Raw genomic sequence first — 24,409 nt, 5'->3', positions numbered from 1 at the left:
CCAGATTATCATTTGGTACCATTTGACTACCAAATTGATGTTATTCATTAATTCTTAAAACTATCAGGATAAAGAAAAAACCAGCTATATCAATGCTTTAAGCACTCGATATAACTGGTTATTTTTTACTTTATGGATGTTTAGAAAATCGGCTCACAGAAATTGTTGATTTTATGATTGGCTACAATCAAGCAAAAAAAGACTTAAAATAAAAAAATAGATCATGATAGTGTTTTATAACTAACTGTCATGATCTGTTTTATTTTAAAAATTAATAATTTCAGGACGATCCCTAAATGATTCAATGATTGCAGAATTAATGGTAATCATAATAATTGCTTTATCATGAAGATTTTCGTCTAATTGCTTAATCTGTGGAATATCATTTGCTAATTTTTCAACCTGTTCAGAATCTGTGACTGACTTAGCAGTTGCTTGATTAGATGAAAACCGTAATCTTGTTTTCTGATCAAATAGACTAGCAATTGCGACTTGTGAATTTTTTGAGATATTCTTTGCCCGTTCAGTTGTGGCAGACGTCACCACGTAAAAGACATTTTCTTTTTCAGAGCTTTGAGCATAAGTGATAATTGAATTGCTAATTATGCCATCTGTATTCTTAGTTGCTAAATATATGAACGCAGGTAAGCTATTTAAGACCTTAGAAAACTTGTTTTCATTACTATTAACACCGCTAGCGTTTTTTCGAGTTGTTAATTTCTTGATAGTAAGAAAGGTTAGGGGAACAATCAGAACCAAATATCCAACAATTATTCCTAAAATAATTGAAGTTAGATGCTGAAAATTAAATGGATATCCAATTACCAAGATGGCAAGTAAAAATGAAATAGCGTATGCGATAAATAATTCAATGAATCTTTTTAAGTACATGTTATGCCTCCAATGTGTAAAATGTTTCACAATTTCTATTATAGCCCAAAATCTCTTGAAATATTTGTTATAATAGAAATGTAGATTATTTTTATGGTAGTTAAAATGGAACCAGATAAAGCTCAAGCTGTTTGGAAAGATGTCGGATAAAATGTCGATTTTGTTTCTTTAGAATTAAAACGTGACGATCAAGATAAAGCTCAAGCTGGAATTCAAGAATTTGCCGATCGTTCTCAAGCAATTATTCGTTCAATGTGAATTAGAGAACCCGAAGCTGATTTGCGAGTAGCAATTGGGTTTAGTAACAAAGCTTGGAATTATCTTTTCCCTAAAGCTAATAAACCAAAAGAATTAGAAGATTTTACAGGTGTTACTGGACCTGAATATAGTATGCCAGCTACAGACGGTGATATTTTCTTGCATATTCGGGCAAAGAACCAAGCAGTTGTATATGAAGTTGTTACCCAATATTGCAAATTCTTAAAAGATTTTACTAATGTTTTAGACGAAGTAAAAGGGTTTAGATACCTTGAAGGTCGTGCAATCATCGGATTCATTGATGGTACAGAAGATCCACAAGTTGAGAATGCAGCACCATATGCAATTATTGGTGATGAAGATCCTGAGTTTGTGAACGGATTGTATTTATTTACCCAAAAATGGATTCACGATATGGATTTTTGGAATAAAATGACAGTTGAACACCAAGATAAAGCGGTTGGGCGAGAAAAATTTTCTGACCTAGAATTAGAAGACGAAGATAAATATACTAATGCTCATAATTTAGCTTCCAATACTGGTGATGAAAATAAAATTGTCCGTATGAATGTACCATTTTATGATCCAGCAAGTGATAAAACCGGTACTTATTTCATGGGATATGCTAGACATTGGAGTGTTACTAAAGAAATGTTGCAACAAATGGTTGATATGAGTGATTTCTTATTAACTTTTTCAACTTTAAAGACTGGAACTTTATATTTTGTACCATCAAGACCAATGCTAGATGCGATTGCTGCTGGTGAATTAAATCCAGAAGATTAATTAAATAATTATTTAAAAGTTCTAAAACGATAAATGTTTTAGAACTTTTTGTTTTAATTAAAATATTGTTAGATATGTCAATTCGTAATACGTAATTGCTTTTTAACTTGATTTATTAATTTTAACGCTACTTCGTATAATATATATTATGTAAACTAGAAAAAGAATTTAAATATCTCATCATTCACCTATTAAAAAAAGCCATTCACTAAAGAATGACTTTTTATTTAATTTCATCGAAATTAATATCTTTTTCCCATCCAAGTGCTAACGCTTTTTCTCCAAGATGAGCACCGATTGATGGTCCAAAATATCCTTGTTCAATTTTAATGTTTGGAAATTTTTCATGGATACTTTTAACCCATGTATCTCCAGCTTTACGATCATTAGCATCAATCACAAAAAACTTTACTTTATAATCAATATTTTTAAGATCATCAGTAACAATTGATTCAACACGTTTTAATGCACGTTTCATCGTTCTAACTTTATCAAATGCTACAATTTCATCTGTTTGATTATCAAAAGTTAAAATTGGCTTGATGTTCAATAAGCCACCAATAAAAGCAGTTGCGTTGGATAATCGCCCACCTTTTACTAAATTATTAATATCATCAACAACCATTAATTCATTAATGGTACTACGTTGTTCTTCAAGTTTTTTTATAATTTCATCTGGATTTGTTCCAATATTGGCTAATGCAGCAGCGTATTTCACTAAATCTCCCATAAGAGCAACTGTGATTTCTGAATCAAAAGGAATTACACGAATATTATCTAACATCGTTGCAACATTGGCCACTTGGCTCAATAAACCTGAAATTGTAGATGCAAGATGAATACTAATAACTGTATCATATCCTTCATCAGCTAATTGATTATATATTTCAATTAATTCACCAATCGGCGGTTGAGAGGTTGTTGGAAGCTTTTTAGAAACGTTTAATTTACGATAAAATTCTGCATTATCGATATCGATTCCTTCTCGATAACTTTCATTACCAAAAACAACTGAAATCGGAATAACATGAATATTATATCTTTTGATGTCTTCTGTTGACAAATAAGCTGAACTATCAGTTAAAATTGCTGTTTTCAATTACTAATCACCCTTTTTACTTATTAATTTTTTTCATACTATTTTCCAAACGGTTTAACAAAATTTTTAACATGTTTTTTTCTTCATCAGACCATTGTTCAAAAATTCGATCTTTAATTTTTGTATAATTATTTCCAATATCAACAATTGCTTTATTTCCTAAATCTGAAATTGTATATACTAGTTGACGCTTATCTTTTCCAATAGCTTTTTTATGAACCATTTCCTTTTCAACTAATCTTTTTAACTGTCTTGATAAGGTTGATGTATCCAGTTCCATTTTTTTAGAGAGAGTTTCTTGCTTATTAAATCCATTTGAAATTGATAAAAGTAATTGCCATTCAGAGATTGTTAAATTATTTCCTTTAGTTAAAGTTTGTAATTGTTGTTGTTGTAATTTACTAATTTCACGTAAAGCAGTAAGACTATTTTTCATAGGAAAAACCTCCGTAATTAATTATAGCATTAATTGTGTAATACAAGATTGAGTAAATACAATTTACTACAAGAAAATGGTTTGATAGTTTATACTAGAGGTACTAATAGAAAAAGAGGTTACAATATGTCATTTGATGGATCATTTACCCACTCTATGACCAAAGAGTTGAAAAGTGAGTTACTAAATGGTCGAGTTACAAAAGTTAACGAACCTTATTTAAATGAAATTATATTAACAGTTAGATCAAATTCTAAAAATTATCAAGTATTATTATCAGCTAATCCTTCTTATGCACGTGTTCAAACAACAAAAGTTCCCTTTGTTAATCCAAAGGTTCCTAGTAATTTTGTAATGACTTTGCGAAAACATATTCAAGGAAGTTTTATAACTAAAATTCATCAAGTTGATAGTGATCGAATCATTCATTTTCACTTTAATTCTCGAAATGAACTAGGTGATATGGAAGAATTGGTGATTGTCATTGAAATTATGGCACGTCACAGTAATATTGTTTTAGTTGAAGCAAGAAACAGTAACATAATTGATGCTGTAAAAAGAATTGGCTCAGATAAAAATCGTTATAGAACCCTTTTACCGGGTTCAAAATATATTAATCCCCCCAAACAAGATAGTGTTAATCCATTTGGTGAAGTTGAATTTAGCAAACTTAAATCATTAGAGCAATCGTTTCCTAATGTTAATGTATTGTCTATTGAATTGAGAAAAATGTTTCAAGGACTTGGTAAAGATACCTCGCTAGCCTTAGCAGATGCCTTACATGCTACAGGATCTACTATTGAAAGCAAGTTTAAATCATTTTTTGAAAAATTTAATAATGCAAAAGCTACCATTGCAACTGATGAAAATGAAAAGTTAGTATTTTCAGCATTTCCATTTGCAACTGAGAAATCACTAAAGCAATTTGATACATTAAGTGAAATGCTTGATGAGTATTTTCAAGTTAAAGTTAAACGTGAACGAGTTCGTGAGCAAGGATCACAATTAATTCAAGTTACCAAAAATGAATTAAAAAAGAATCGAAATAAACTACGTAAATTGGAACGTTCTCTTGATGAGAATAAGCATTCAGATGATTATCGGATTAAAGGTGAAGTTTTAATGACCTATCTTCATAAAGTAAAGCCAGGAGATAAGACTGTTAAACTAGATAATTTCTACGATGATAATCATCAAATCGAAATCAAGTTGAAACCTTCGCTCTCCCCCTCAGCAAATGCACAATGGTACTTTAAGCAATATCAAAAAAAGAAAAATTCTTTGAAATATCTTAATGAACAAATTGAAAAGACTACTGAAGAAATTAATTATTTTGAAAATATTGAGGCTCAAATTCAAATTGCGAACCCAGAAGATTTGTTTGATATTAAAACAGAACTTAAATCTGGTGGTTATATTCGTGACCATTCTAAAGCTAAAAAGAAAACTAGAATTAAGGTAAGCAAACCAGAAAAATTCATTTCTTCTGACGGAACTACGATTCTAGTCGGTAAAAATAACTTACAAAATGATCAGTTGACTTTAAAAACTGCCGATAAACGTGATATTTGGCTTCATGCTCAAAAGATTCATGGATCCCATGTAATTATTAGAAATTTTGATCCTTCTGAACAAACAATTGTTGAAGCTGCAGAACTAGCTGCGTACTTCTCTAAAGCACGTGATTCTGCTAATGTACCTGTTGACTATGATCCTGTTAAACGTGTTAAGAAGCCAAATGGTGGCAAACCAGGTTTAGTTCATTATACAGGACAAAAGACTGTTTTTGTAACTCCATCTAAAGAAATCGTAGAACAACTTCGAGAAAATAAATAAAAGAGTCAGATCAAATGATCTGACTCTTTTATTTATATAAAATTTCTGCACCGATTTCCAAAGAACGATTTTTTATTCCATTTGAAATTTCCAATGAGTTAAAAGGGAATTTAGTCTGCATGACAATTATTTTATCATTAAAGTTAACATTCGATATTAGTTTTTCTACTTCGCCAATGTTAAAGTGACCAGTATACATTTTCATTAAAATTGCAATCCAATTTATATGGGTAGCTAAATTTAAGAAAAGCGTTTCTGTAATTCGTAAAGGTGAAACTCCAGACACAGTAGCTTGTCCTTTTTCATTCAAACTAAATACAACTTGAATTAATCCAGTTAATTGATGTTTTTTGATTTCTAAAATTGCATTATCTAAAAGATGATTAAAATTTAAAGATTTATTTTTATAAGGAATAAAATAATCAGTTTGTTTTTCAATATTTTTGTGAGAGTTATCATCTTGCGATGAAAATCCCACACTAGTAATTAAATTTATACTATCTTTTGATACTAAAAAATCAAAAGCAAAATCTGCTTTACTTGATTTCCAACTACCCTTTTTTTGATCTGGGGGTAACACTACAATCTTTGTATTACTTAATTTATTTAACTCTCTAATCAAATAATGACGATTTCCGGGAACAAATATATATTCTGGCTTTTCAAGTTTAACAATATCTAAAATATCTCCAAGTTGAACAGGTTCTATATATTGTTTATCACTAATAGAAGGAATTAAACTTACAGAATTAGGGTTATTATTTAAAATAATGGTTTTAAGCCCTAATTTATGTAAATGAATTAACATTTCTGCTGTATAAACATCTGCTGCAATATTTGGTCCTAAATGATTACGTCCTTTACCAATAACCAAGGCACTATGATTACTTAATTGACTAGTATCACTTTCATACTCAAAACTACCATAAAAGGAGTCAATTTTTTCGACGAATTTTCCTCCAGTTGGCTCAATCATTTTATAAGTCTTGTAGATATTATTTTCAATCGCAATTCGATTGATTTTTGAATTTGTTGCATTCCAATAATGACAAAACATTCCTGTTCCAAACCCAAATTTACTTCCATTCAAAAGGACGCTGGGATTTAAAGGATTATTCTTTACTTTTTTAATTTGTTTTAAAATATTACTGATGATAACAAAGAAAAATTCATCAATTTTAGTTAATTCAGATAAATCACTAGTTGAATATCCACGATTTACTGCTTCAAAAAGAATTAAAATCTGAATGTCGGTAGGATGAATCAATTCATTAATAAGCTCATCTTCTGTTAAATCACTGTAACTAGGTAAGACATCTTTAGGACTTGGTTGTGAACTACGAAGAGCATTCATAAATGCGCCTTCAACATTTCTACCAATTCCAATTGATGAACCTGTTGATTTTGCTTTAGAGCCTAATTTATTAATTGCATTAGGAAGATAATCGAATGGCCAAACAGGCATTTTAACAGTTACGTGATCACTAATTGGTTGCAAAATTGAAGTTAGTTTGTGAAATCTTGGTGGTAGTTTAATATCTGAAATAGGTACGTTTAATAAAATTGATGCAACTACCCTAGCTAATGGATAACCAGTAGCTTTTTCTGCAATTGCTGTTTGTGAGTTAAAAAATGGATTTACTTTAATAACAAAGCATTCATTATTATTTGAATTTAAAGCAAATTGTATATGACAAACTCCCTTAATTCCAAGACAGTCCATGGTTCTAAATGAAATTGCTCTGATAATATGTAGTTGAGCATCGTTTAAAGTTTGAGCAGGCGCGAATACGACTGAATCTGTTGAATTTAAACCAACAGCATTCATATCCTCTAGTGAAGAAATGACCATTTTAGTACCGTCAATATCTCTAATTGCTACGATTCCAATTTCTTTGTAGCCACCTACTTCTCGTTCCAATGCAACTTTGTTATCTTTAGATTGTTGAAATAAATCATAAATATCGTTATTAAGTTGCTCAATATTTTGAAAAATATGACGTCTACCATATTTGCTAGCTTTAATTGCTTTAGCAGCAATTGGAAAAACCATTTCATTAATACTATTTCTCAATTCATCAAAGTTTGAAACAACATTAGTTTTTAAAATTGGAATATCATTCTCTAGTAATCGACCAGCTAATAATGAATTTTTAGCCATTTTTTCGGTATTATTTTTTATACCACCAAAAAGATTAATATTGTCTGCATTTAATCCAATAATTTTAATATTATGGTCATGTAGAACGCCCTTTTTATTTAAATTTTTAATAATTTTAAGAGCATTTTTTTGACCATAAATTGGGGTGATAGCATCAATATTTTCAGACTGAATAATTGCCTCAACATTTTCTAAAGTTATTTTTTTAATAAATAAATTATTTTTAGGAATTTCAGAAAACATAATTGAGTATGGATTATCATCAATTAATAGTGTTTTAATTCCAATCCTTGACCAAGATAACATAGCTTGGAATGCAGCTGCATCTTGTTCGCCTTCATGACCAATATTTGAAGAACCACCGCCAATTATTAGAATTTTTTTAATATCATTCATTAATTGACCTCCTATGTGCTTCAATACTTTCAATAAATTCATCAAATATATCAAGAGTATCATCTAAGTCATTAATTCTTTCAGGAAAAAATTGAACAGAAAAAGTAGGATAATCACGACTTCTAATTCCTTGGATTGTTCCATTTATTAAATCTACATAAGTAATAATTAATTTAGAAGAATCAATTGTTTCAGGATTAACAGCATAATCCGTTGCCTGATTAGGATATACAATTTCATTCGTAATTATTTTTCGAACTGGATGACTGCTTCCATGTGTACCAAAATTCATACGACTTACTTTTGCACCATTAGCAATTGAAATTAGCTCGTGACCTAATCCAATTCCCAATAATGGTAATTCTTTTTGAATTGCTAGAATATTTTTAATAACAATTGGGTCAATTTCATCAGGCGAACCAGGTCCAGATGAAATAACAATTCCGCCGGGATCTAAATTCTTAATGTCGGCAAAATTGATATTCCAAGGAACTACAATAATATTACAATTTAATTTTGATAACTGTCTTATAATACTTTCTCTTAGCCCTAAATCAACAACTACTACTGTTATTCCTGTTCCGGGAACTAGATATGGTTTAGGCGTTGCTACTGATTGAATTTGTTGATTACTTAATACAGCAGCTTGTAACTGATCAAATGCATGTTCATCATTGCTATTTACAATACTAGCTTTTTTTATCTGATGTTTACGAATATGTTTCTGAATTTGTCGTGTATCAATATTACAAATTCCTGGGATATGGCGCTCCTTTAAAAAGGAATCTAAAGACATGTTTTTTAAATGTGAAAAAGAAATATTTTCGGCTTCATTTACCACAATTCCCTTTGCTGAGGTCATAATTGATTCATAACTTTTGGGATTAATACCAATATTACCGATGGATGGCTGTACAAAAGTTATAATCTGATTATGGTACGAAGGATCAGTTAATGCTTCTTGATAATTGTTAAAATTGGTATTTACAACTAATTCACCAGTAGCATTAGAAAGGTCACCAAAGGCTTCCCCCGCAAATGAGCTACCATCATCAAGAATTAGATATCTTTTTCCCAACACAATCACCACCTTACAATCAATTTGTTAATTATTCTTTTGTAATTTCAACTCCATCACGATCATCAATTTCAGAAACTAAGACATTAATTTTTTCATCTTTTGAACTTGGTAAATTTTTACCAACAAAGTCAGCTCTAATTGGAATTTCACGATGTCCGCGATCAACAAGGACAGCTAAACTGATTCTTTTTGGACGACCAATTTCATTAATAGCACCTAAAGCAGCTCTAACAGTTCGACCAGTAAAAAGAACATCATCAACTAAAACTACATTTTTATTATCAATATTAACTACGTTTTCAGCTACTTGTTCACTTGAATTCACACTAGTTTTTTTGTCATCACGATATTTTGTAATATTTAATTCAATTACTGGAATATCTGTATTTTCTAATTTTTTTAAACGATTAGCAATTCGGTTTGCAAGAAAAACCCCTCTAGTTTTGATACCAATCAAAACTAAGTTTTCTACACCCTTATTCTTTTCAATAATTTCATAGGTAATACGGTTTAAGGCTCGTTGCATAGCCATGCCGTTTAGAACTACTTTTTCATTTTGCATAATTATTAAACCTCTTTTGTATGGTATTGATCTCTTAAATTATTAAGCGTTTTTTTAAATATTTCTGGTAATGGAGTCTCAAAGTTTACTTCTTCACCTGTTGTTGGATGTTTAAAACCTAGTTCAGCAGCATGAAGAAACTGACCCTTTCCTTTAATTGTTTTCCTTGGACCATAAAGTGGATCACCAACTAAAGGATGATTAATATACTTCATATGAACTCTAATTTGATGCGTTCTTCCAGTTTCTAGCTGGCATTGAATTAACGTATAATCATTACCAAATCTTTCTAGTACTTTAAAATGAGTTACAGCATTTCTACCATCACTAACAATTGCTTGTTTTTTTCGATCTTTAGGTGAACGACCAAGTGGTGCATCAATTGTTCCTGTATCTTCTTTAATTGATCCATGAACCAATGCGATGTATTTGCGACGACTAGTTTTATTTTTTAATTGTTGTGATAAAGATTTTAAAGCGACTTCAGATTTTGCCACCATAAGCAGACCAGAAGTATCTTTATCAATTCGATGTACAATGCCAGGACGAAATGTTCCATTTATATTAGGCAAATTTGTATGATACAACAATGCATTTACCAAAGTATGATTGGGATGTCCAGGTGCAGGATGAACGACCATTCCTTGAGGTTTGTTAACTACAAGAACGTCTTTATCCTCATATATAATATCAAGTTTAATGTTTTCTGGTTCTAAATCTAATTTTTGAGGCGCAGGAACCTCAACGGTAATCTCATCACCTTTTTTTACTTTATATTTAGCCTTTTGAGATTCACCATTAACTTTAACAAAATTTTGCTTGATTAATTCATTAGCATGAGAACGGCTAATATCTGAAATTGTTTCAGATATCGACTTATCTAATCTTGGACCTTGAATCATTACTTGATAGTTTAATTCTTTCAATCCCTACTCCTCTTTTAACAGCGAAAATAATAAAATAATTACTCCAAAAGTTAAACACATATCAGCAACATTAAAAATTGGAAAGTTAATAAAATCAATTTTAATCATATCTGTTACAAAACCAAACTTGATTCTGTCAATTAGATTTCCAACTGTTCCTGTAAGCATTAATGCTATTCCTAAAGATATAAAGTATTCATTACGACACTTGTACAATAAATAAATAAAAACAAGGATTGCAAATATGGCAACTAATAAAAAGAAAATTGAATTTCCTTCCATAAAGCTCCATGCGGCTCCAGTATTTTGTAAGTATGTAAATGATAATATTTTGGGTATTATTTTTATTTCTTGACCTAATTTAATGTTTACTCTTGTTTGAAATTTTATCAATTGATCAAAGATTAATAAAATAATTGTAATAAATAAAAGTAAAACATGATATTTTTTTGAATTCAATCTAATCCTCTGATTTATTTAGTATTTCTGACAATTCAATTGCTGAATTTGAAGGAACTAAAAATTTATACTGTTTCCCACCTATGTTAAAAGAAATTGAATTTCTTTTTGAATTAAAATCGGAAATTGATTTAAGGTAAAACGTCTTTCCAAAAGGATGAAAAACACTACAAATTTTTATTTCCTTTTTTGTAATAAATAATTTACGAAAATAAACTTGAATCCAAGTTAAAAATGCAAAAACAATAAAAATTAATAAAGTAGTTGTTTGAAATGTAGTTATTTCTAACCAAACTATAATACCAATTAATAAAACAATTAAAGTCCAACTCCAACAAATACAACTATTTAATAGTTGAGGTTGATATAAAAATTTTCGTTTTTGAGTTATCATAAAAACATCCCTTCGAAATGGAGAATTCAAATGTATTATAAACTATATTCTGATGCAGCAAAATCCCCTAGTTCAGATATTATTGGAATCGGTGTTTTGCTAGTTGATAATCATAACCAGATACAAGCTAGATTTAATGGAAAAGCGGCCGATAATCATGAAGCTGAATTTAAGGCATGCATTGAGTCACTCAATTTTTTTAAATCAAAACTTAGTAAAAGAGATTATAATAAAGTGACATTGACTTTTTTCTCTGATAGTAAAATTTTAGTTGATAGTTTGAATAAGCGTTATGCTAAGCATTATCAAAATTATGTAAATCAGATTCTAGAATTGGAATCTGAATATAACTTAGTGTTTAATAATTGGATTCCTGATAATAAAAACCATGGTGCACATAATTTAGCGAATCAAGCACTTCATGATCTTAATTAATATAAGTTGAAATTGGTTTTTGATATTGATTAAGGTCAATTTTTTTGTTTTTAATTAGATCAACTATAAGTTTGGATACTATTGGACCTGTGGTCAATCCAGAAGAACCAAGTCCAGTTCCAATGAATAATGAAGGGTGTCCTGGAATCATTCCTAAAAATGGACTAAAGTCATCAGTATATGCTCTTGTGCCGACTTTTGAAAGAATAATATCGTTAGCTTTGACATTATTAATTAAATTATTAGCAGTTTTTACAAGTGCTATATCTACAGATTTTTCATGTTTTAAGTCAAATCCTTGATCATTATCATGTGTAGCTCCAATAATTAATTTTTCTCTTCCAACTGGAATAAAATCGTATTCGGATTCAGGCATCATTACTGGCATTTTATTAATAAATTCGTTATTAGCAATTCGTAGTTCGATTAGTTGGCCTTTTTGTGGTCGCAAATTTAAGTTGATTTTTAAATTTGCTAATATTTCCTTTGACCAGGCACCAGTAGCAAGAATGATTTTATCGAAAGTAAATATTTTACCCTTGTAAAGAATCTGGTTGTCATTAATTAATTTAACCTTGCCTTTATAAATGCTTAGATTACGGTTCATTGCAATATTTAAAAGATGTTGACAATACAGATTTCCATCAATTCTACTTCCACCAGGTACAAATAATCCATCATAAGGAGAATTTTTAATAATTGGAATTAAATTTTTGATTTCATCTTTAGAAATATATTGAACGCTCCCCATTTGAGGATTGTTTTTTTCTCTTTCCAAAGCAATTTTATATAATTCATCCAAAGATTCTTTATTTTTACGCGTTATGATAGTTCCATTGTTAGCGTACGCGTCATCATTCATTTTTGTTTCTTGTGCTATTTTTGCTACAAGTTCAGCGCCATCTGACGCCAGTCGAAACCATTTTTTGTTTCGACGTTTTGATAGCCACGGAGAAATAATTCCTGCAGCTGCTTTGGTTGCTTGTCCAATTCCTTCATCAAACATGGAAACTTCAAAATTTGCATATTCACCTTGGCTTAAATAATAAGCAGCAGTTGAACCAACAATTCCCCCACCAATTATTGCAATCTTTTGTACCATTAAATCCACCTTCTATTAGTTTTAACTTAAGAACGCTTTTTTTCTGCCCAATATTGGAAATAATCGGTTCTAATGCGACCGTTATATAATTTTCGGCGTTTTGTAGCTTTTTTTCCATAAAATTTTTCAAAATTTAAATCACTTGTTAAATAATATTTTGACCAAGTAGTCATTGGAATAAATACTTCTCCTAAATCATGATACAATCTTTCGGCTTCTTCTAAGTCTCCTAATCGTTGTCCATAAGGTGGATTAGTAATTACCACTCCATCTTGTTTATCTGTTTTAAAGTCTTGCACTGCTAATTGTTTAAAACTAATATCATGAAGTAGTCCAATCTCTTGAGCATTAACTTTAGCATAATTAATCATTTCACCGTTTACATCACTGGCTGAGATATCAAATTCAGAATCGTAATCTGCTTGTGCATCAGCTTCTTCTTTTACTTTCCGAATTGTTTCTTTAGGAACCCAGTCCCAATTGTCAAAGACAAATTCTCTTTGAATACCAGGAGCGATATTTCTAGCAATCATAGCAGCTTCGATTGCAATTGTACCTGATCCACACATTGGATCAAGAAATGGCATGGTTTTGGGGTGCCAATTTGATAATAAGATTAAAGCTGCTGCCATATTTTCTTTGAGGGGTGCATCACCTTTAGCAACTCGATAACCACGTTTAAACAAACTTGGACCAGTTGTATCAAGTAAGTCGTAAACCATATTTTTATTAACTCGTACTTCTAGTGGATATAATCCGCCCGTTTCTGGTAAACGAGTCCGACGATGATAAAAATCACCTAATTTAGTAGCAATTGCTTTTTTAGTAATTGCCTGAACGTCTGGAACACTATGTAAATCTGATTTTTGTGAACGTCCTTCAACGGGAAATTTTCCATCCATCGGAATTAAACTTTCCCATGAAAGAGCCTTCGTTTTTTCAAATAGTTGATCAAAAGTTTTTGCTTCAAATGATCCTACGATGATTTTTACTCGATCAGCAGTTCTTAACCAAATATTTGCTTTAATAATATCCTCAATTGTTCCATCGAAAAGGACCATTCCATTTTGAACTTCAACTTCATAACCAAGGTCACGAAGCTCCTTTGCAGTCAAAGATTCAATTCCAGCCGCACAAGTTACCATTAATTTAAATTTTTTCATAAATATTGCCTTTCTGATTATATAAAAAAAGAGTGGGAAAACCCACTCTTCCTGATTGGTACATGCTCCTGTAAGCCATGTTTTGTGCTCAATTGAATTATCAGGAAAAACAATTGAGTAGTAATCATCTATCTCAGAAATCAAAAAGATTTCTGCCCTACACTTGGTTCTGTTTCCGTGTGTAAAGCTCCCCTACCAAAGTTTGGGTTTCCCGCTCGCGGGGTTTACTGCGTTCCAGTAATCCAATTTCTTGAATTAATCGTCTCTATAGCACCTTGGGAAGTACTGTAGCATATACCGAAGTACTTAGCTATTTCCTTCGCCGTAATTGTTAAAAACAATCCCCCGGCTTATTTTTTCACCGAGCACGAACACTACAGGCATCACAGCCTGTGCGAGAGTGGACTTTCCTCAGCCAGCATATAGCTAACCGCGATTACTCAGAGCATGTACCAATTATACCTAATTATTTAAGTTTTCGCCAAAAACTTTACGTTCAAGATTTGATAATCGTTTAAGAATGTCCATGTTTGAAACATTACTTTCTTGATTTTTCTGAACAGTTTTATCTTGGCGCGTACCACGTGTATCTACACTTGTTTCTGGATCAATCGTCGTTCTAGGCATTTCAAACAATCGATTATTAAGCTCAATTATTTTAGATTTTAGTTGACGATTTTCTGAATTTAATTGGTCAATTTGTTGATCTTTTTCAGAAATGTTTTTTTGAAAACTTTCATAATCTTTAATAATATCGTCGAGGAATGAATCAACATCTGTTGAATCATAACCTCTCATTTTTTGTTTGAATTCTTTTTGTAGAATATCTTTTGGTGTGAAGTTAATATTCTCCATTTTAATGCACCTCTTTTTTCTTAACTATAACATTATAACACAATAATTCAATAATTCAAAAAAACTAAATGTCGTGATTTGATTTATTTTCTTCTGCCATTTCGGCAGCTACGTCCTGCAAATCATCCATTTCAATTAATTGGATTGGATAATTATTTTGATTTTGATATTTTAAGGCTGCTTTATAGTCAAAAATTGGTTTACCTTCATTTTCTGTATCATATAAAAATAGTGCTTTATCTGTATGAGTTAACATAAAATATTGATAATTTTTCAATTGTTGAGGTGATTCGTAATCTCTTTGGCTAGTTGATGCAAAGAAATCAGCAGAGCTAATTAATTGCTGATATCTTCCATAATTTGTTTCATTCCAATTTTTACCAAAATTTCTAAAGGGAACGATTACTGCTAATTGGAATTGGTCAGGGTACTCTTTTTTTAATTCGTGAACAATTTCAATTACCCATTGTTCAGTCCCGAGCTGACCACCAGTAATAAGCCAGTCACATCCATTTTCAATTAAATTAGTTATTTCATTTTTTAAAGCTCGTTTAATTACTTTTAATTTTGTATCGTTATTATTAAAAACTCCAATTTCATAATTTCGATATCCAGTTATCCAAGTTCGAGTCATCTTAACTCCTATAAACATTTAAATTTTCAATAATTTTATGATATTGATATAATTGTATTACATTTATCATTCGTAATGAATTATACTTATCGTATTACGTTAAACCTTCTAAAGGAGTTGGATTTTTGACAATTAAGTATCCTAATGGAAGTAATTATATATCTTCTAATCGAAGTAACAAAGATCGTCCCATTAACTATGGTGACCGTGGAATGACATTAGAACAAGAAATTAATGACAGTAACAGCTATTATTTAATGAAAGATATTGCTGTCATTCATAAAAAGCCGACCCCCATCCAAATTGTTAGAGTTGATTATCCTAAACGAAGTGCTGCAGTAATCAAAGAAGCTTATTTTAAGCAAGCTTCTACTACAGATTATAATGGAATTTATATGGGGAAATACATTGACTTTGATGCTAAAGAAACGATGAACAAGACCTCCCTTCCCTTAAGTAATTTTCATGAACATCAAATTGTTCATATGAAAAAATGTGTTGAACAAGGTGGGATTTGTTTTGCCTTAGTTAAATTCGTAAAATTAAATGAAATTTTTGTTTTAAACAGTGATAATTTATTTACTTTTTGGAATCGAATGAAAAATGATGGTAGAAAATCAATTTCTAAAAAGGAATTTGAAAATTTAGGATATAAAATTAATTATCAAATCAATCCCGTTCTACCATATTTAGATGCGGTGAAAAAAATTATTGATAGTTTAAATTAAAGGAGAAAAATATGAGCTCAGATGAAATATATTCGCGAATTAAAAAAAATAAGCGACACATGGGACCAATTGGACATATTGTTTTATGGATTATTTTCTTTATCTTTGTCCTATTTTTAATGGGTTGTGGAATGTTTACTTATTACGCCGCTACCTCCCCCCACATTTCATATAGTACATTGTCTAGTGATAATTCAACTACTATTTATGATAAAGATGGAAGAGTTATTTCTCGTTTAGGTATGCAAAATAGAGACTATGTTAAATCCCAAGATATACCAGAAAATTTAAAAAATGCCATTATTTCAGTTGAGGATCGTCACTTCTACACGGATAAAGGAATTGATCCAATTCGAATTATGGAAGCTGCTGTTAGCAATATTTTTGGTGGGGGCGGATTACAAGGTGGAAGTACTTTAACTCAACAATTAGTAAAATTATCAGTTTTTTCTACTAAATCTTCTGATCAAACCTTAAAGCGAAAAGCCCAAGAAGCTTGGTTAGCAATCCAAGTAGACCGTAACTATAGCAAACAACAAATTTTAGAGTTTTATATCAATAAGGTTTATATGGGTAACAACTCTTATGGGATGCGAACTGCTTCAGATGTAATGTTTAATAAACCGTTAAGCGAGTTAGATTTATCACAAACCGCTTTATTAGCTGGATTACCACAAGCGCCTGTTTCTTATAATCCAGTTACCAATCCTGAATACGCTAGAGATCGTCGTAATCAAGTATTGGATGCGATGGTTAAAAATAAAGCAATTTCAAAAGCGCAAGCGGAGTCAGCTAAAAAAGAAGATATTGAAAAAGGAATTAATAAGAAACGTGCTGAAAGTAATCCTACTCAAGCAAATGAAAAGTATGCAGATGGATATATTAGTCAAGTAATCCAGGAACTACAACAAAAAGGATATAAGCTAGATGCGGGAAACAAAGTTTATACGAACCTTGATATGGATATGCAAAAGCACATGTACAAATTAGCTAATGATAGTGATAACGGTCTTGGATTTCCAAATAATGATTTTCAAATTGGTGCAACTGTAGTTGATCCTAATAATGGTAAAGTTGTTGCAATGCTTGGTGGAAGAAAACAAAATACCTTATTCGGATTGAATCGAGCAGTTCAAACGGCTCGATCTAGTGGTTCAACCATTAAACCTTTAATGGATTATGGACCTGCCGTTGAATATTTAAACTACCCCACTTACGAAACGGTTAAAGATACCCCTTACACATATCCTGGTACAAATATTAAAGTCGAAAATTTTGACAATAAGTTTGATGGAAATATGACTATGCAAAAAGCATTGGTTGAATCAAGGAATGTTCCTGCTGTACGTACTTTAAGTGCTGTTGGTATTGGTCGTGCCACTGATTTCTTAAGTGGATTAGGAATGACTTTTAAGAAACCACTCACTCTTCAAAATGGTTTAGGAGCTTATGTTTCAACTGAACAAGAAGCAGCTGCTTTCTCAGCTTTTTCTAACGGTGGTACTTACTATAAGCCTTATACAATAGATAAAGTTGTTACTCCAACGGGTGATATTGAAAACTTTAGTACTAAGAGTAATCAAGCAATGTCAGCTTCCACAGCTTTCATCATGACGCAGATGCTTAAAGGTGTTATTAACAATAGCGATGGAAGTGCGACAAGTGCTAGAATTTCTGGCTTGAATCAAGCTGGTAAATCTGGTCAAACTCAATACCCTTCAGAATGGATTAGTAAAGTTCCATATAACTCAGATATGGATGCGTGGTTTACAGGTTATACCAAACACTATTCAATGTCAGTTTGGACTGGTTATGATCAACCATTCCAAGAAGGACATGAAATTACTGGAAGACAATATACTATTGCCCAGAACTACTATAAAGCTGTTATGTCAACTGCTTCTGAAGGTTTACCAAATACTGATTGGTCAAAGCCTAGTGATGTTGTTAAGACATATAAAGATGGTCATGATCAATATTATATTGCTGGACATGGTGAAAATCAGAATAGTAAACCTTCTTCATCAATTTCTGGGACTCAAAATCAACAAGTAAATAATAATCAATCAGTAACCAACAATAGTCAAAATCAAAATAATCAGCAAAATAATGGGAATGATTCGAATAATAATCATACTAATAATGGGACTAATGCGCCTACAGAACAGACCCCAAATAATAGTAATAATAATCAATCGAATAATAATCCTCAAAATACAACAAATAATAACGCTGATAGCAACAACACTAGTAATACTCAAACACAACCGGATAATAAACCAACTACTGCTTCAGATAATACAAATAGTAGTCATTAAAAAAAGGGTCGCTTTTAAAAGCGACCCTTTTTTTATTGTTATTTTAAAATCAAATAAATGAACAATCCAATTAGCGAACTAACTAATAAAGTAACATCATTTTTAATTGTTAAAATAAATGTTTCCTTTTTAACTTGAACTGCAAAAAACTTTTTAGTATTTTTCATAATTACTGGAATGGTTAAAAATACGACTAGCATTTCAATTGGTAAGTAACGTAAAATGATTGCAGCTAACAATAACAAGTAACCAAGAACATAGTAAGTAGCATATACTTTTAGTGCTCCTTGCTTGCCCACGTAGCTAACAAAAGTATGACGGTTAACTTTAATATCAGCATCATAATCGCAAGTGTTATTAGCTAACATAATATTAGCAATGGCAAAAATTGCAATTCCAGAAACAAAGATTAATTTCCAAACTAAGTTCCACGAATAATCAGAAATAGGAATATTAACTAACACGCAAGCAAGTGTGATGATATAACCCATGGTTAAGCCAGAAAATAGTTCCCCTAATGGTCCATTTTCAATCGGATATTTTCCACCAGTATATAGGTAACCAATTAAGGTACTAACTAATCCTAATGCTAAAATTATAAAATTAGTTAAGTAAACCAAATATAGTGCTAAAATTACCCCTGCTAGAATCATTGCATAACATAGTAGTTTAAATTGCTTTAAATCTTTATCATGAACAATTTTCGCAAAAACCTCATCTTGATTTTGTTCAACCGCAAAGTTTTTCGAATTATCATAGTCTTTAATGCTATCACGTAAATTAACAATCATTTGCATTAAACAACAAATTAATAAAAATACAATTGTATTTAAAATATTAATGGCATTGAAATAATACAGTGTGAATGAAATTCCTAAAACAAATGGCAAAATTGTAGCAATTAAGCTATAAAATCTAACCATTTTTAAAACCTTTTGTAATTTTTGCAATTTTATTCCTCCCCGTTAATATCCTTATTTTACTACAATTAAGGTGCTCCTATGTCAATAAATGGCACAAATTTAGTTAGACAGCTATTCTAATTCTTTCCGTGTTGTACCAGTGAATATAATTTTCTGTTTTTAATACCACATCTTCAAAACTTGTAAATCTAGTTTGAAAGGCAAACTCACGTTTTAAGATTGAATGAAATGCTTCAATTGGACCATTGTCATATGGATGTCCTTTTTGTGAGTAAGAGTGCCTAATTTCATGTCCCTCAAGGACATGCTCAAATATTGAACTAGTATATTGGTTTCCCATATCTGAATGTAAATATTCTGGTTTTTTATTTTTCTTTAATGCTTCAATTAAAGTATGGCTTACTAATTTACTAGTCATATGTTTTGAAACCTTTTGAGATAAAATTTTATAGGTCTGGTCATCAAAGACGGTACTTAAGTAAACCCAGACACCTTTTTCTAATTGTAGATAGGTAATATCAGCACGCCAAATAGACTTTCCACTAAGATTTTTAATTAGATTTGGTCTTTGATCATAATCAACATGAGTTCCTGGCTTTTTAAATCGTCTACACATAAGTGATCTAATTCCAAGCTCCTTCATCAAACGTGTAAACGTGTAATTCTTCTAATACTAAAGTTAATCCCTAGCTCTCTTTGGAGAGCTACTTTAAGTCTTGGGGCTCCGTATGCTTTGTAGTTTTTAGACCATGCTTCCTTTAGGAATGGTTTGACTTTTTCCTCTAACATTTTTCTATAATTTGGAGTGTAATTTATCCAGTTATAATATGTTCTTCTGGGAACTTGAAGGGCCTTTAAAATAATAGTAAGGCGATGATTCTCAGCTAAAAATCGGTTGATTAATGGTAAATGTGTTTCTCGTTTTACTTTTTCCCTAAGATCATCGCCGCTGCTTTTAAAATTTCATTTTCTTCCTTTAAATCCTCATACTCTTTCTTTAGTTTTAAAAAGTCTTTTCTTGTGATTGGTTTTCCATCATCTACAGAGACTAACTTTTCATCATTAAACAAAGCCACAGGCTTTGTTTAAATTCTAGTGAATATCTTTTTGAACGATTTTTCATATAAAAAACTCCTATCTGATTATAATTTTACACAAATTGTCTAAGTATTTGTGTGCCAATTATCAGTATAGAAGCAGATGGGTATATTAATATATTTGTAGTACAATTAAAATTGTAGGTAGTAAATAAAGTGACAAATTGTCACTTAAAAATTAGGAGGCGAATGTGTATGACTGATGTACTTGTATTAGGTGCCGGTTATGCTGGTATGCGTGCATGTAAAGTTTTAGCTAAAAGTAAGTTGGATTTAAACGTTACTTTAGTTAATAAGAACTCATACCATTATGATGCAACTGCTTTACACACAATTGCCGCAGGAACTAATGTTCCAGAAAATATCGAAATGGATATTCGTGATGCTGTGAGTGACAAAATTAAGTTTGTTCAAGATACAGTTGTTGATATTAATAGAGAAAAAAATGAAGTTGATTTAGCTGAAAATGGCTCTCTTCACTTTGATTATCTATTTAATGCTTTAGGGTTTGAACCAGAAACTTTTGGTACTCCTGGAGCGGATGATATTGCACTAAAAATTAGTAATGTTGATAATGCTTTAGAAGATTACCACACAATATTGGCTGTTTTAGAAAAGTATCAAGAAACTAAAGATAAATCATTATTATCGATTGCAGTTGTTGGTGGTGGTTTTACTAGTATTGAATTACTTGGTGAATTAGCTTATCAAATTCCAAAGTGGGCTAAAAAATATGGGTTTGCTAAAGATGATATGAAAATCACTTGTATTGCTCCAGGATTTTTACCAATGTTTGATAAAAAATACGCTGATTATGCTCAAAAATATCTTGAAAGTAAAGGAATCACATTTATCATGGGGGGGACAGTTTCTGAAGTGAAAACTGATGGTGTAATTTATGGCGATGATAAAATTTTCCTCCCTGCTAACATTACTTTTTGGACCGCTGGTGTACGAGGTAATAAAATCATGGCTAAAGCCGGATATGATCAACATCGTGATCGGGTTGCAGTTAATGACGATATGAGTTTAAGTGATTTCCCTAATGAATACATTATTGGTGATGTTTCTGCTGTTAAAGATCCAGAAAGTGGAAGAATGTACCCTACTACTGGGCAAATTTCGATTGTTGAAGCTACTAATGCAGTCAAAAATTTAGAAGCTAAACTTCAAAATAAGCAACCAGTTAAGTTTGTGTATAATTCATTAGGAACTGTTTGTTCACTTGGACCTTATTCTGGAATTGCTGATATTAATTTATTAGGTGTTCACCTTAAACTCAAGGGAATTATTGTACCACCTTTGAAACATGCAATCTTTAAACGTTCAGCTTTTGAATTATCTGGTCTTAAGGCCGCACTTCAAAGCTAATTGTTAATTAAGGAGAATAGAGATAATGTTAAATTTAGGACTTAGTGTTTTACCACTAGCTCGTTTCCAATTTGCAATGACAACTATTTTTCACTTTTTCTTTGTGCCAATGTCAATTGGACTTGTCTTAGTTGTCGCAATTATGGAGACATTATATGTGATTAAAAAAGATCCTATGTACAAAACCATGACTAAGTTTTGGGGAAGAATTTTCCTACTTAGTTTTGCCGTTGGTGTTGTTACTGGGTTGATTCAAGAATTCCAATTTGGAATGAACTGGTCAGAATATTCAAGATTCATGGGAGATATTTTTGGAGCTCCCCTTGCAATTGAAGCTTTACTTGCCTTCTTCATGGAATCTACTTTCATTGGAGTTTGGATGTTTACTTGGGACAAATTAAAACCAGCTTGGCATGCATTGATGATTTGGTTAGTATTCTTGGGATCATCAATTTCGGCTCTTTGGATTTTAGCTGCTAATAGTTTTATGCAGCATCCAGTTGGTTATAAAATTAATGCTGCAACTGGACATGTACAAATGACCAGTTTTTCTGCATTACTTAAGAATCAACAATTATGGTATGAATTTCCCCATGTAATTTTTGGAGCATTCATTACAGGAGCATTCATTGTTGCTGGTTTGTCGGCAATTATGCTTTTCAGAAATAAATCACCTAAGTTTTTTAGAAAATCAATGAGAATTGGTTTAATTATTGTATTATTTGCTTGTGTTGGCAGTTTCTTATCTGGTGATATGCAAACTCAATACCTAATTAAAGAACAACCAATGAAATTTGCTGCAACTGAAGGTATTTACAAAAACACCGACAATCCTGCACCCTGGACGGTATTCCAAATTACTAATGAAAAAGATCATAAGGGAGAATTTAAAATTGAAGTTCCTTACATGTTAAGTGTTCTTTCTTATCATAAACTTTCAGGTTCCGTTACTGGAATGGATCAAACTAACAAAGCTCTTCATAAAAAATACAATAAAAAATTTGGCAAAAATATGAATTATAATTTACCTGTTAACACCCTATTTTTTGCGTTTAGAATTATGAGTGCTGGCTTTGGAGCTTTAGCTGGTTTAGCAATTTTAGGACTATGGTTCTCTCGAAAGAAAAAAGATACTATTTTAAAGCAAAAATGGCTAACATTACTTCTTGGAATTGCAACTTTTGGACCATTTATCATTAACTCATGTGGATGGCTAGTTACGGAACTTGGACGTGATCCTTGGGTTGTTTATGGATTACTTCCAATTGCAGCTGCAGTTTCACCTTCAACTTCTGCTACCTCAGTATTGTTTACAAATATTGTTTACTTCTTATTATTTACCACTCTTGGTTTCTTCATGATTATGTATGCAAAACACTTCTTATTTGAAGGACCTGAAGGTTTAGGTGATAAAACTAATTATGATCTTGAAGATCCATTTTCTAAGGAGGCATTTGAAAAATGAGTTTCTTACAATTATTATGGTATGCCGTAATTGGTTTACTTTTCATAATCTTCTTAGTACTTGATGGTGCTGATTTTGGAGTTGGGATGGCTACAAGATTTTTAGCATCTAATTATACTGAACGGAAATTATTGCTTAGAACAATTGGACCTCACTGGGATGGTAATGAAGTTTTCTTAGTTACTGCTGGTGGAGCAATGTTTGCTTCTCTACCTGGATGGTATGCAAGTTTATTTTCTGGATTCTACCTCCTCTTATTCTTTGTGTTAATTGCTTTGATTTTTAGAGGAGTTTCTTTTGAATTTTCTGATGCAGCGTTAACTGAAAAAGGAAAACGTGGCTGGTTATGGGTTAACTTTATCTCATGTTTGTTCATTCCATTTTTATTAGGAATGTTGTTTACTGATATGATCCAACCCCTTCCAATTGATGCCGGTGGAAATATCTTCGTAAGTTTTTATAACGTTGTTAACCCACTTTCAATTCTTGGTGGACTTTGTATTACTGCAGTTTCACTTTATCAAGGATTAAATTACATTGCCCTTCGTACTGAAGGATTAATTCGTTATCATGCTTCTCGTTTAGCTGATAATTTATATTGGATTGCTTATCCAGTTGAAGTATTAATTGTAATTGCATTATATTTCCAAACTAATTTCTACGAACGTCACCTTGTAGCAACATTAGTATTCTTAGTATTAATTGTTGCTGTGACAGTTTGGGGACAAATTGCAGCAGCAACTGATAAAGAAATTCAAGCAATTATTGCTAGTTCATCATTATTTGCATTAATCGTAATGTTAATCTTTACTGGATTATTCCCTTATGTTTTAATTGCAAATAATCCTGCTCATAGCTTGTTGATTAAGGAAGTTTCATCTTCACCATACACATTGGTAATAATGACAATTGTGTTAGTAATTCTCTTGCCAATTATGCTTGCATACTTCATCTGGAGTTATGTATCACAATGGCATCGAATTTCACTTGAAGAATTCAAAAAAGATTTGGATAATGGTGAAACATATTAATT

General features: G+C 31.2%; 23 protein-coding genes, 1 other RNA gene and 1 pseudogene. 8 read left to right on the top strand and 17 right to left on the bottom strand.

Annotation, left to right across the window (positions count from 1 at the left end):
• Positions 1 to 264 precede the first annotated feature (264 nt).
• The gene (locus PY770_RS03795; protein WP_275045794.1) at positions 265 to 891 is read right to left on the bottom strand and encodes a pyridoxamine 5'-phosphate oxidase family protein; all 627 of its coding nucleotides are present in this window, start codon (positions 889 to 891) and stop codon (positions 265 to 267) included.
• 93 nt (positions 892 to 984) lie between these two features.
• Here PY770_RS03795 and PY770_RS03790 point away from each other — a divergent pair.
• A pseudogene (locus PY770_RS03790) lies at positions 985 to 1,935 on the top strand (Dyp-type peroxidase).
• A 223-nt stretch (positions 1,936 to 2,158) separates the two neighbouring features.
• On the opposite strand, the gene PY770_RS03785 reads toward PY770_RS03790, so the two are convergent.
• Together PY770_RS03785 and PY770_RS03780 are read right to left on the bottom strand one after the other, a co-directional pair.
• Positions 2,159 to 3,034, bottom strand: coding sequence for a DegV family protein (locus tag PY770_RS03785; protein WP_056958571.1), 876 nt, complete (start codon positions 3,032 to 3,034; stop codon positions 2,159 to 2,161).
• A gap of 16 nt (positions 3,035 to 3,050) precedes the next feature.
• Complete coding sequence (locus PY770_RS03780) at positions 3,051 to 3,470, bottom strand: MarR family winged helix-turn-helix transcriptional regulator (RefSeq protein ID WP_056958569.1); 420 nt, start codon at positions 3,468 to 3,470, stop codon at positions 3,051 to 3,053.
• Between the two features lie 126 nt (positions 3,471 to 3,596).
• Between PY770_RS03780 and PY770_RS03775 the strand changes: the two genes are divergently transcribed.
• Complete coding sequence (locus PY770_RS03775; protein ID WP_275045793.1) at positions 3,597 to 5,306, top strand: Rqc2 family fibronectin-binding protein; 1,710 nt, start codon at positions 3,597 to 3,599, stop codon at positions 5,304 to 5,306.
• Positions 5,307 to 5,334: 28 nt separating this feature from the next.
• Here the strand turns inward: PY770_RS03775 and PY770_RS03770 are convergent, their stop codons facing one another.
• The 6 genes from PY770_RS03770 to PY770_RS03745 are packed head-to-tail and all read right to left on the bottom strand — an operon-like array spanning position 5,335 to position 11,285.
• A complete protein-coding gene (locus PY770_RS03770) occupies positions 5,335 to 7,863 on the bottom strand; it encodes a carbamoyl phosphate synthase preATP-grasp domain-containing protein (RefSeq protein ID WP_275045792.1) in 2,529 nt (842 codons plus the stop codon).
• Positions 7,856 to 8,941, bottom strand: a complete 1,086-nt coding sequence (locus PY770_RS03765; RefSeq protein WP_275046098.1) for a carbamoyl phosphate synthase small subunit — start codon at positions 8,939 to 8,941, stop codon at positions 7,856 to 7,858. Before PY770_RS03765 ends, PY770_RS03770 begins: the two co-directional genes overlap by 8 nt.
• Before the next feature lie 31 nt (positions 8,942 to 8,972).
• Positions 8,973 to 9,506, bottom strand: coding sequence for a bifunctional pyr operon transcriptional regulator/uracil phosphoribosyltransferase PyrR (gene pyrR / locus PY770_RS03760; RefSeq protein WP_103423519.1), 534 nt, complete (start codon positions 9,504 to 9,506; stop codon positions 8,973 to 8,975).
• A gap of 5 nt (positions 9,507 to 9,511) precedes the next feature.
• Positions 9,512 to 10,432 (bottom strand): RluA family pseudouridine synthase, encoded by a 921-nt coding sequence (locus PY770_RS03755; RefSeq protein ID WP_014081997.1) that lies wholly within the window; start codon positions 10,430 to 10,432, stop codon positions 9,512 to 9,514.
• Between the two features lie 3 nt (positions 10,433 to 10,435).
• A complete protein-coding gene (gene lspA / locus PY770_RS03750; protein WP_139555144.1) occupies positions 10,436 to 10,891 on the bottom strand; it encodes a signal peptidase II in 456 nt (151 codons plus the stop codon).
• A 1-nt stretch (position 10,892) separates the two neighbouring features.
• A complete protein-coding gene (locus PY770_RS03745; protein ID WP_056958561.1) occupies positions 10,893 to 11,285 on the bottom strand; it encodes an EbsA family protein in 393 nt (130 codons plus the stop codon).
• Positions 11,286 to 11,315: 30 nt separating this feature from the next.
• On the opposite strand from PY770_RS03745, the gene PY770_RS03740 reads away from it, so the two are divergent.
• Positions 11,316 to 11,720, top strand: coding sequence for a ribonuclease HI family protein (locus PY770_RS03740; protein WP_139555143.1), 405 nt, complete (start codon positions 11,316 to 11,318; stop codon positions 11,718 to 11,720).
• Here the strand turns inward: PY770_RS03740 and PY770_RS03735 are convergent.
• From PY770_RS03735 to PY770_RS03715, 5 genes are all read right to left on the bottom strand, one after another.
• Positions 11,713 to 12,822: an NAD(P)/FAD-dependent oxidoreductase gene (locus tag PY770_RS03735; protein ID WP_163601093.1), complete on the bottom strand. Its 1,110-nt coding sequence runs from the start codon at positions 12,820 to 12,822 to the stop codon at positions 11,713 to 11,715. The two genes, PY770_RS03740 and PY770_RS03735, sit on opposite strands and share 8 nt — an antisense overlap.
• A 26-nt stretch (positions 12,823 to 12,848) precedes the next feature.
• On the bottom strand, positions 12,849 to 13,985 hold the full coding sequence (locus PY770_RS03730) for a THUMP domain-containing class I SAM-dependent RNA methyltransferase (RefSeq protein WP_056958557.1): 1,137 nt from the start codon (positions 13,983 to 13,985) through the stop codon (positions 12,849 to 12,851).
• A 66-nt stretch (positions 13,986 to 14,051) separates the two neighbouring features.
• Positions 14,052 to 14,433: RNase P RNA component class B (rnpB, locus tag PY770_RS03725), an RNA gene on the bottom strand.
• 14 nt (positions 14,434 to 14,447) lie between these two features.
• Positions 14,448 to 14,840 (bottom strand): cell division regulator GpsB, encoded by a 393-nt coding sequence (gene gpsB / locus PY770_RS03720; protein WP_275045791.1) that lies wholly within the window; start codon positions 14,838 to 14,840, stop codon positions 14,448 to 14,450.
• A 64-nt stretch (positions 14,841 to 14,904) separates the two neighbouring features.
• Positions 14,905 to 15,474: an SLOG family protein gene (locus PY770_RS03715; RefSeq protein ID WP_103423515.1), complete on the bottom strand. Its 570-nt coding sequence runs from the start codon at positions 15,472 to 15,474 to the stop codon at positions 14,905 to 14,907.
• Positions 15,475 to 15,599: 125 nt separating this feature from the next.
• Between PY770_RS03715 and recU the strand changes: the two genes are divergently transcribed.
• Together recU and PY770_RS03705 are read left to right on the top strand one after the other, a co-directional pair.
• The gene (gene recU / locus PY770_RS03710) at positions 15,600 to 16,202 is read left to right on the top strand and encodes a Holliday junction resolvase RecU (protein WP_275045790.1); all 603 of its coding nucleotides are present in this window, start codon (positions 15,600 to 15,602) and stop codon (positions 16,200 to 16,202) included.
• An 11-nt stretch (positions 16,203 to 16,213) separates the two neighbouring features.
• A complete protein-coding gene (locus PY770_RS03705; protein ID WP_103429056.1) occupies positions 16,214 to 18,520 on the top strand; it encodes a transglycosylase domain-containing protein in 2,307 nt (768 codons plus the stop codon).
• A 38-nt stretch (positions 18,521 to 18,558) separates the two neighbouring features.
• Here the strand turns inward: PY770_RS03705 and PY770_RS03700 are convergent, their stop codons facing one another.
• The 3 genes from PY770_RS03700 to PY770_RS03690 form a co-directional block, all read right to left on the bottom strand.
• Complete coding sequence (locus PY770_RS03700; protein ID WP_275045789.1) at positions 18,559 to 19,470, bottom strand: prenyltransferase; 912 nt, start codon at positions 19,468 to 19,470, stop codon at positions 18,559 to 18,561.
• Between the two features lie 76 nt (positions 19,471 to 19,546).
• On the bottom strand, positions 19,547 to 20,089 hold the full coding sequence (locus tag PY770_RS03695; RefSeq protein WP_275045788.1) for an IS3 family transposase: 543 nt from the start codon (positions 20,087 to 20,089) through the stop codon (positions 19,547 to 19,549).
• Between the two features lie 277 nt (positions 20,090 to 20,366).
• A complete protein-coding gene (locus PY770_RS03690; protein WP_275045787.1) occupies positions 20,367 to 20,513 on the bottom strand; it encodes a transposase in 147 nt (48 codons plus the stop codon).
• Positions 20,514 to 20,735: 222 nt separating this feature from the next.
• Between PY770_RS03690 and PY770_RS03685 the strand changes: the two genes are divergently transcribed.
• Genes PY770_RS03685 through cydB form a run of 3 tightly spaced genes read left to right on the top strand, consistent with a single transcriptional unit; the run spans position 20,736 to position 24,407 of the window.
• Positions 20,736 to 21,911 (top strand): NAD(P)/FAD-dependent oxidoreductase, encoded by a 1,176-nt coding sequence (locus PY770_RS03685; protein ID WP_275045786.1) that lies wholly within the window; start codon positions 20,736 to 20,738, stop codon positions 21,909 to 21,911.
• Positions 21,912 to 21,936: 25 nt separating this feature from the next.
• Positions 21,937 to 23,376 (top strand): cytochrome ubiquinol oxidase subunit I, encoded by a 1,440-nt coding sequence (locus PY770_RS03680; RefSeq protein WP_275045785.1) that lies wholly within the window; start codon positions 21,937 to 21,939, stop codon positions 23,374 to 23,376.
• Positions 23,373 to 24,407 carry a cytochrome d ubiquinol oxidase subunit II gene (gene cydB, locus PY770_RS03675; RefSeq protein WP_275045784.1) on the top strand — a complete coding sequence of 345 codons (1,035 nt, stop codon included), beginning with the start codon at positions 23,373 to 23,375 and terminating at the stop codon, positions 24,405 to 24,407. The genes PY770_RS03680 and cydB overlap by 4 nt, the downstream gene beginning before the upstream one ends.
• Positions 24,408 to 24,409: the final 2 nt, after the last annotated feature.

Source organism: Fructilactobacillus sanfranciscensis (assembly GCF_029023685.1).
Lineage (GTDB): Bacteria > Bacillota > Bacilli > Lactobacillales > Lactobacillaceae > Fructilactobacillus > Fructilactobacillus sanfranciscensis.
Note: the sequence above shows the minus strand (reverse complement) of the source record. Positions and strands in the feature narration are given on the sequence as shown.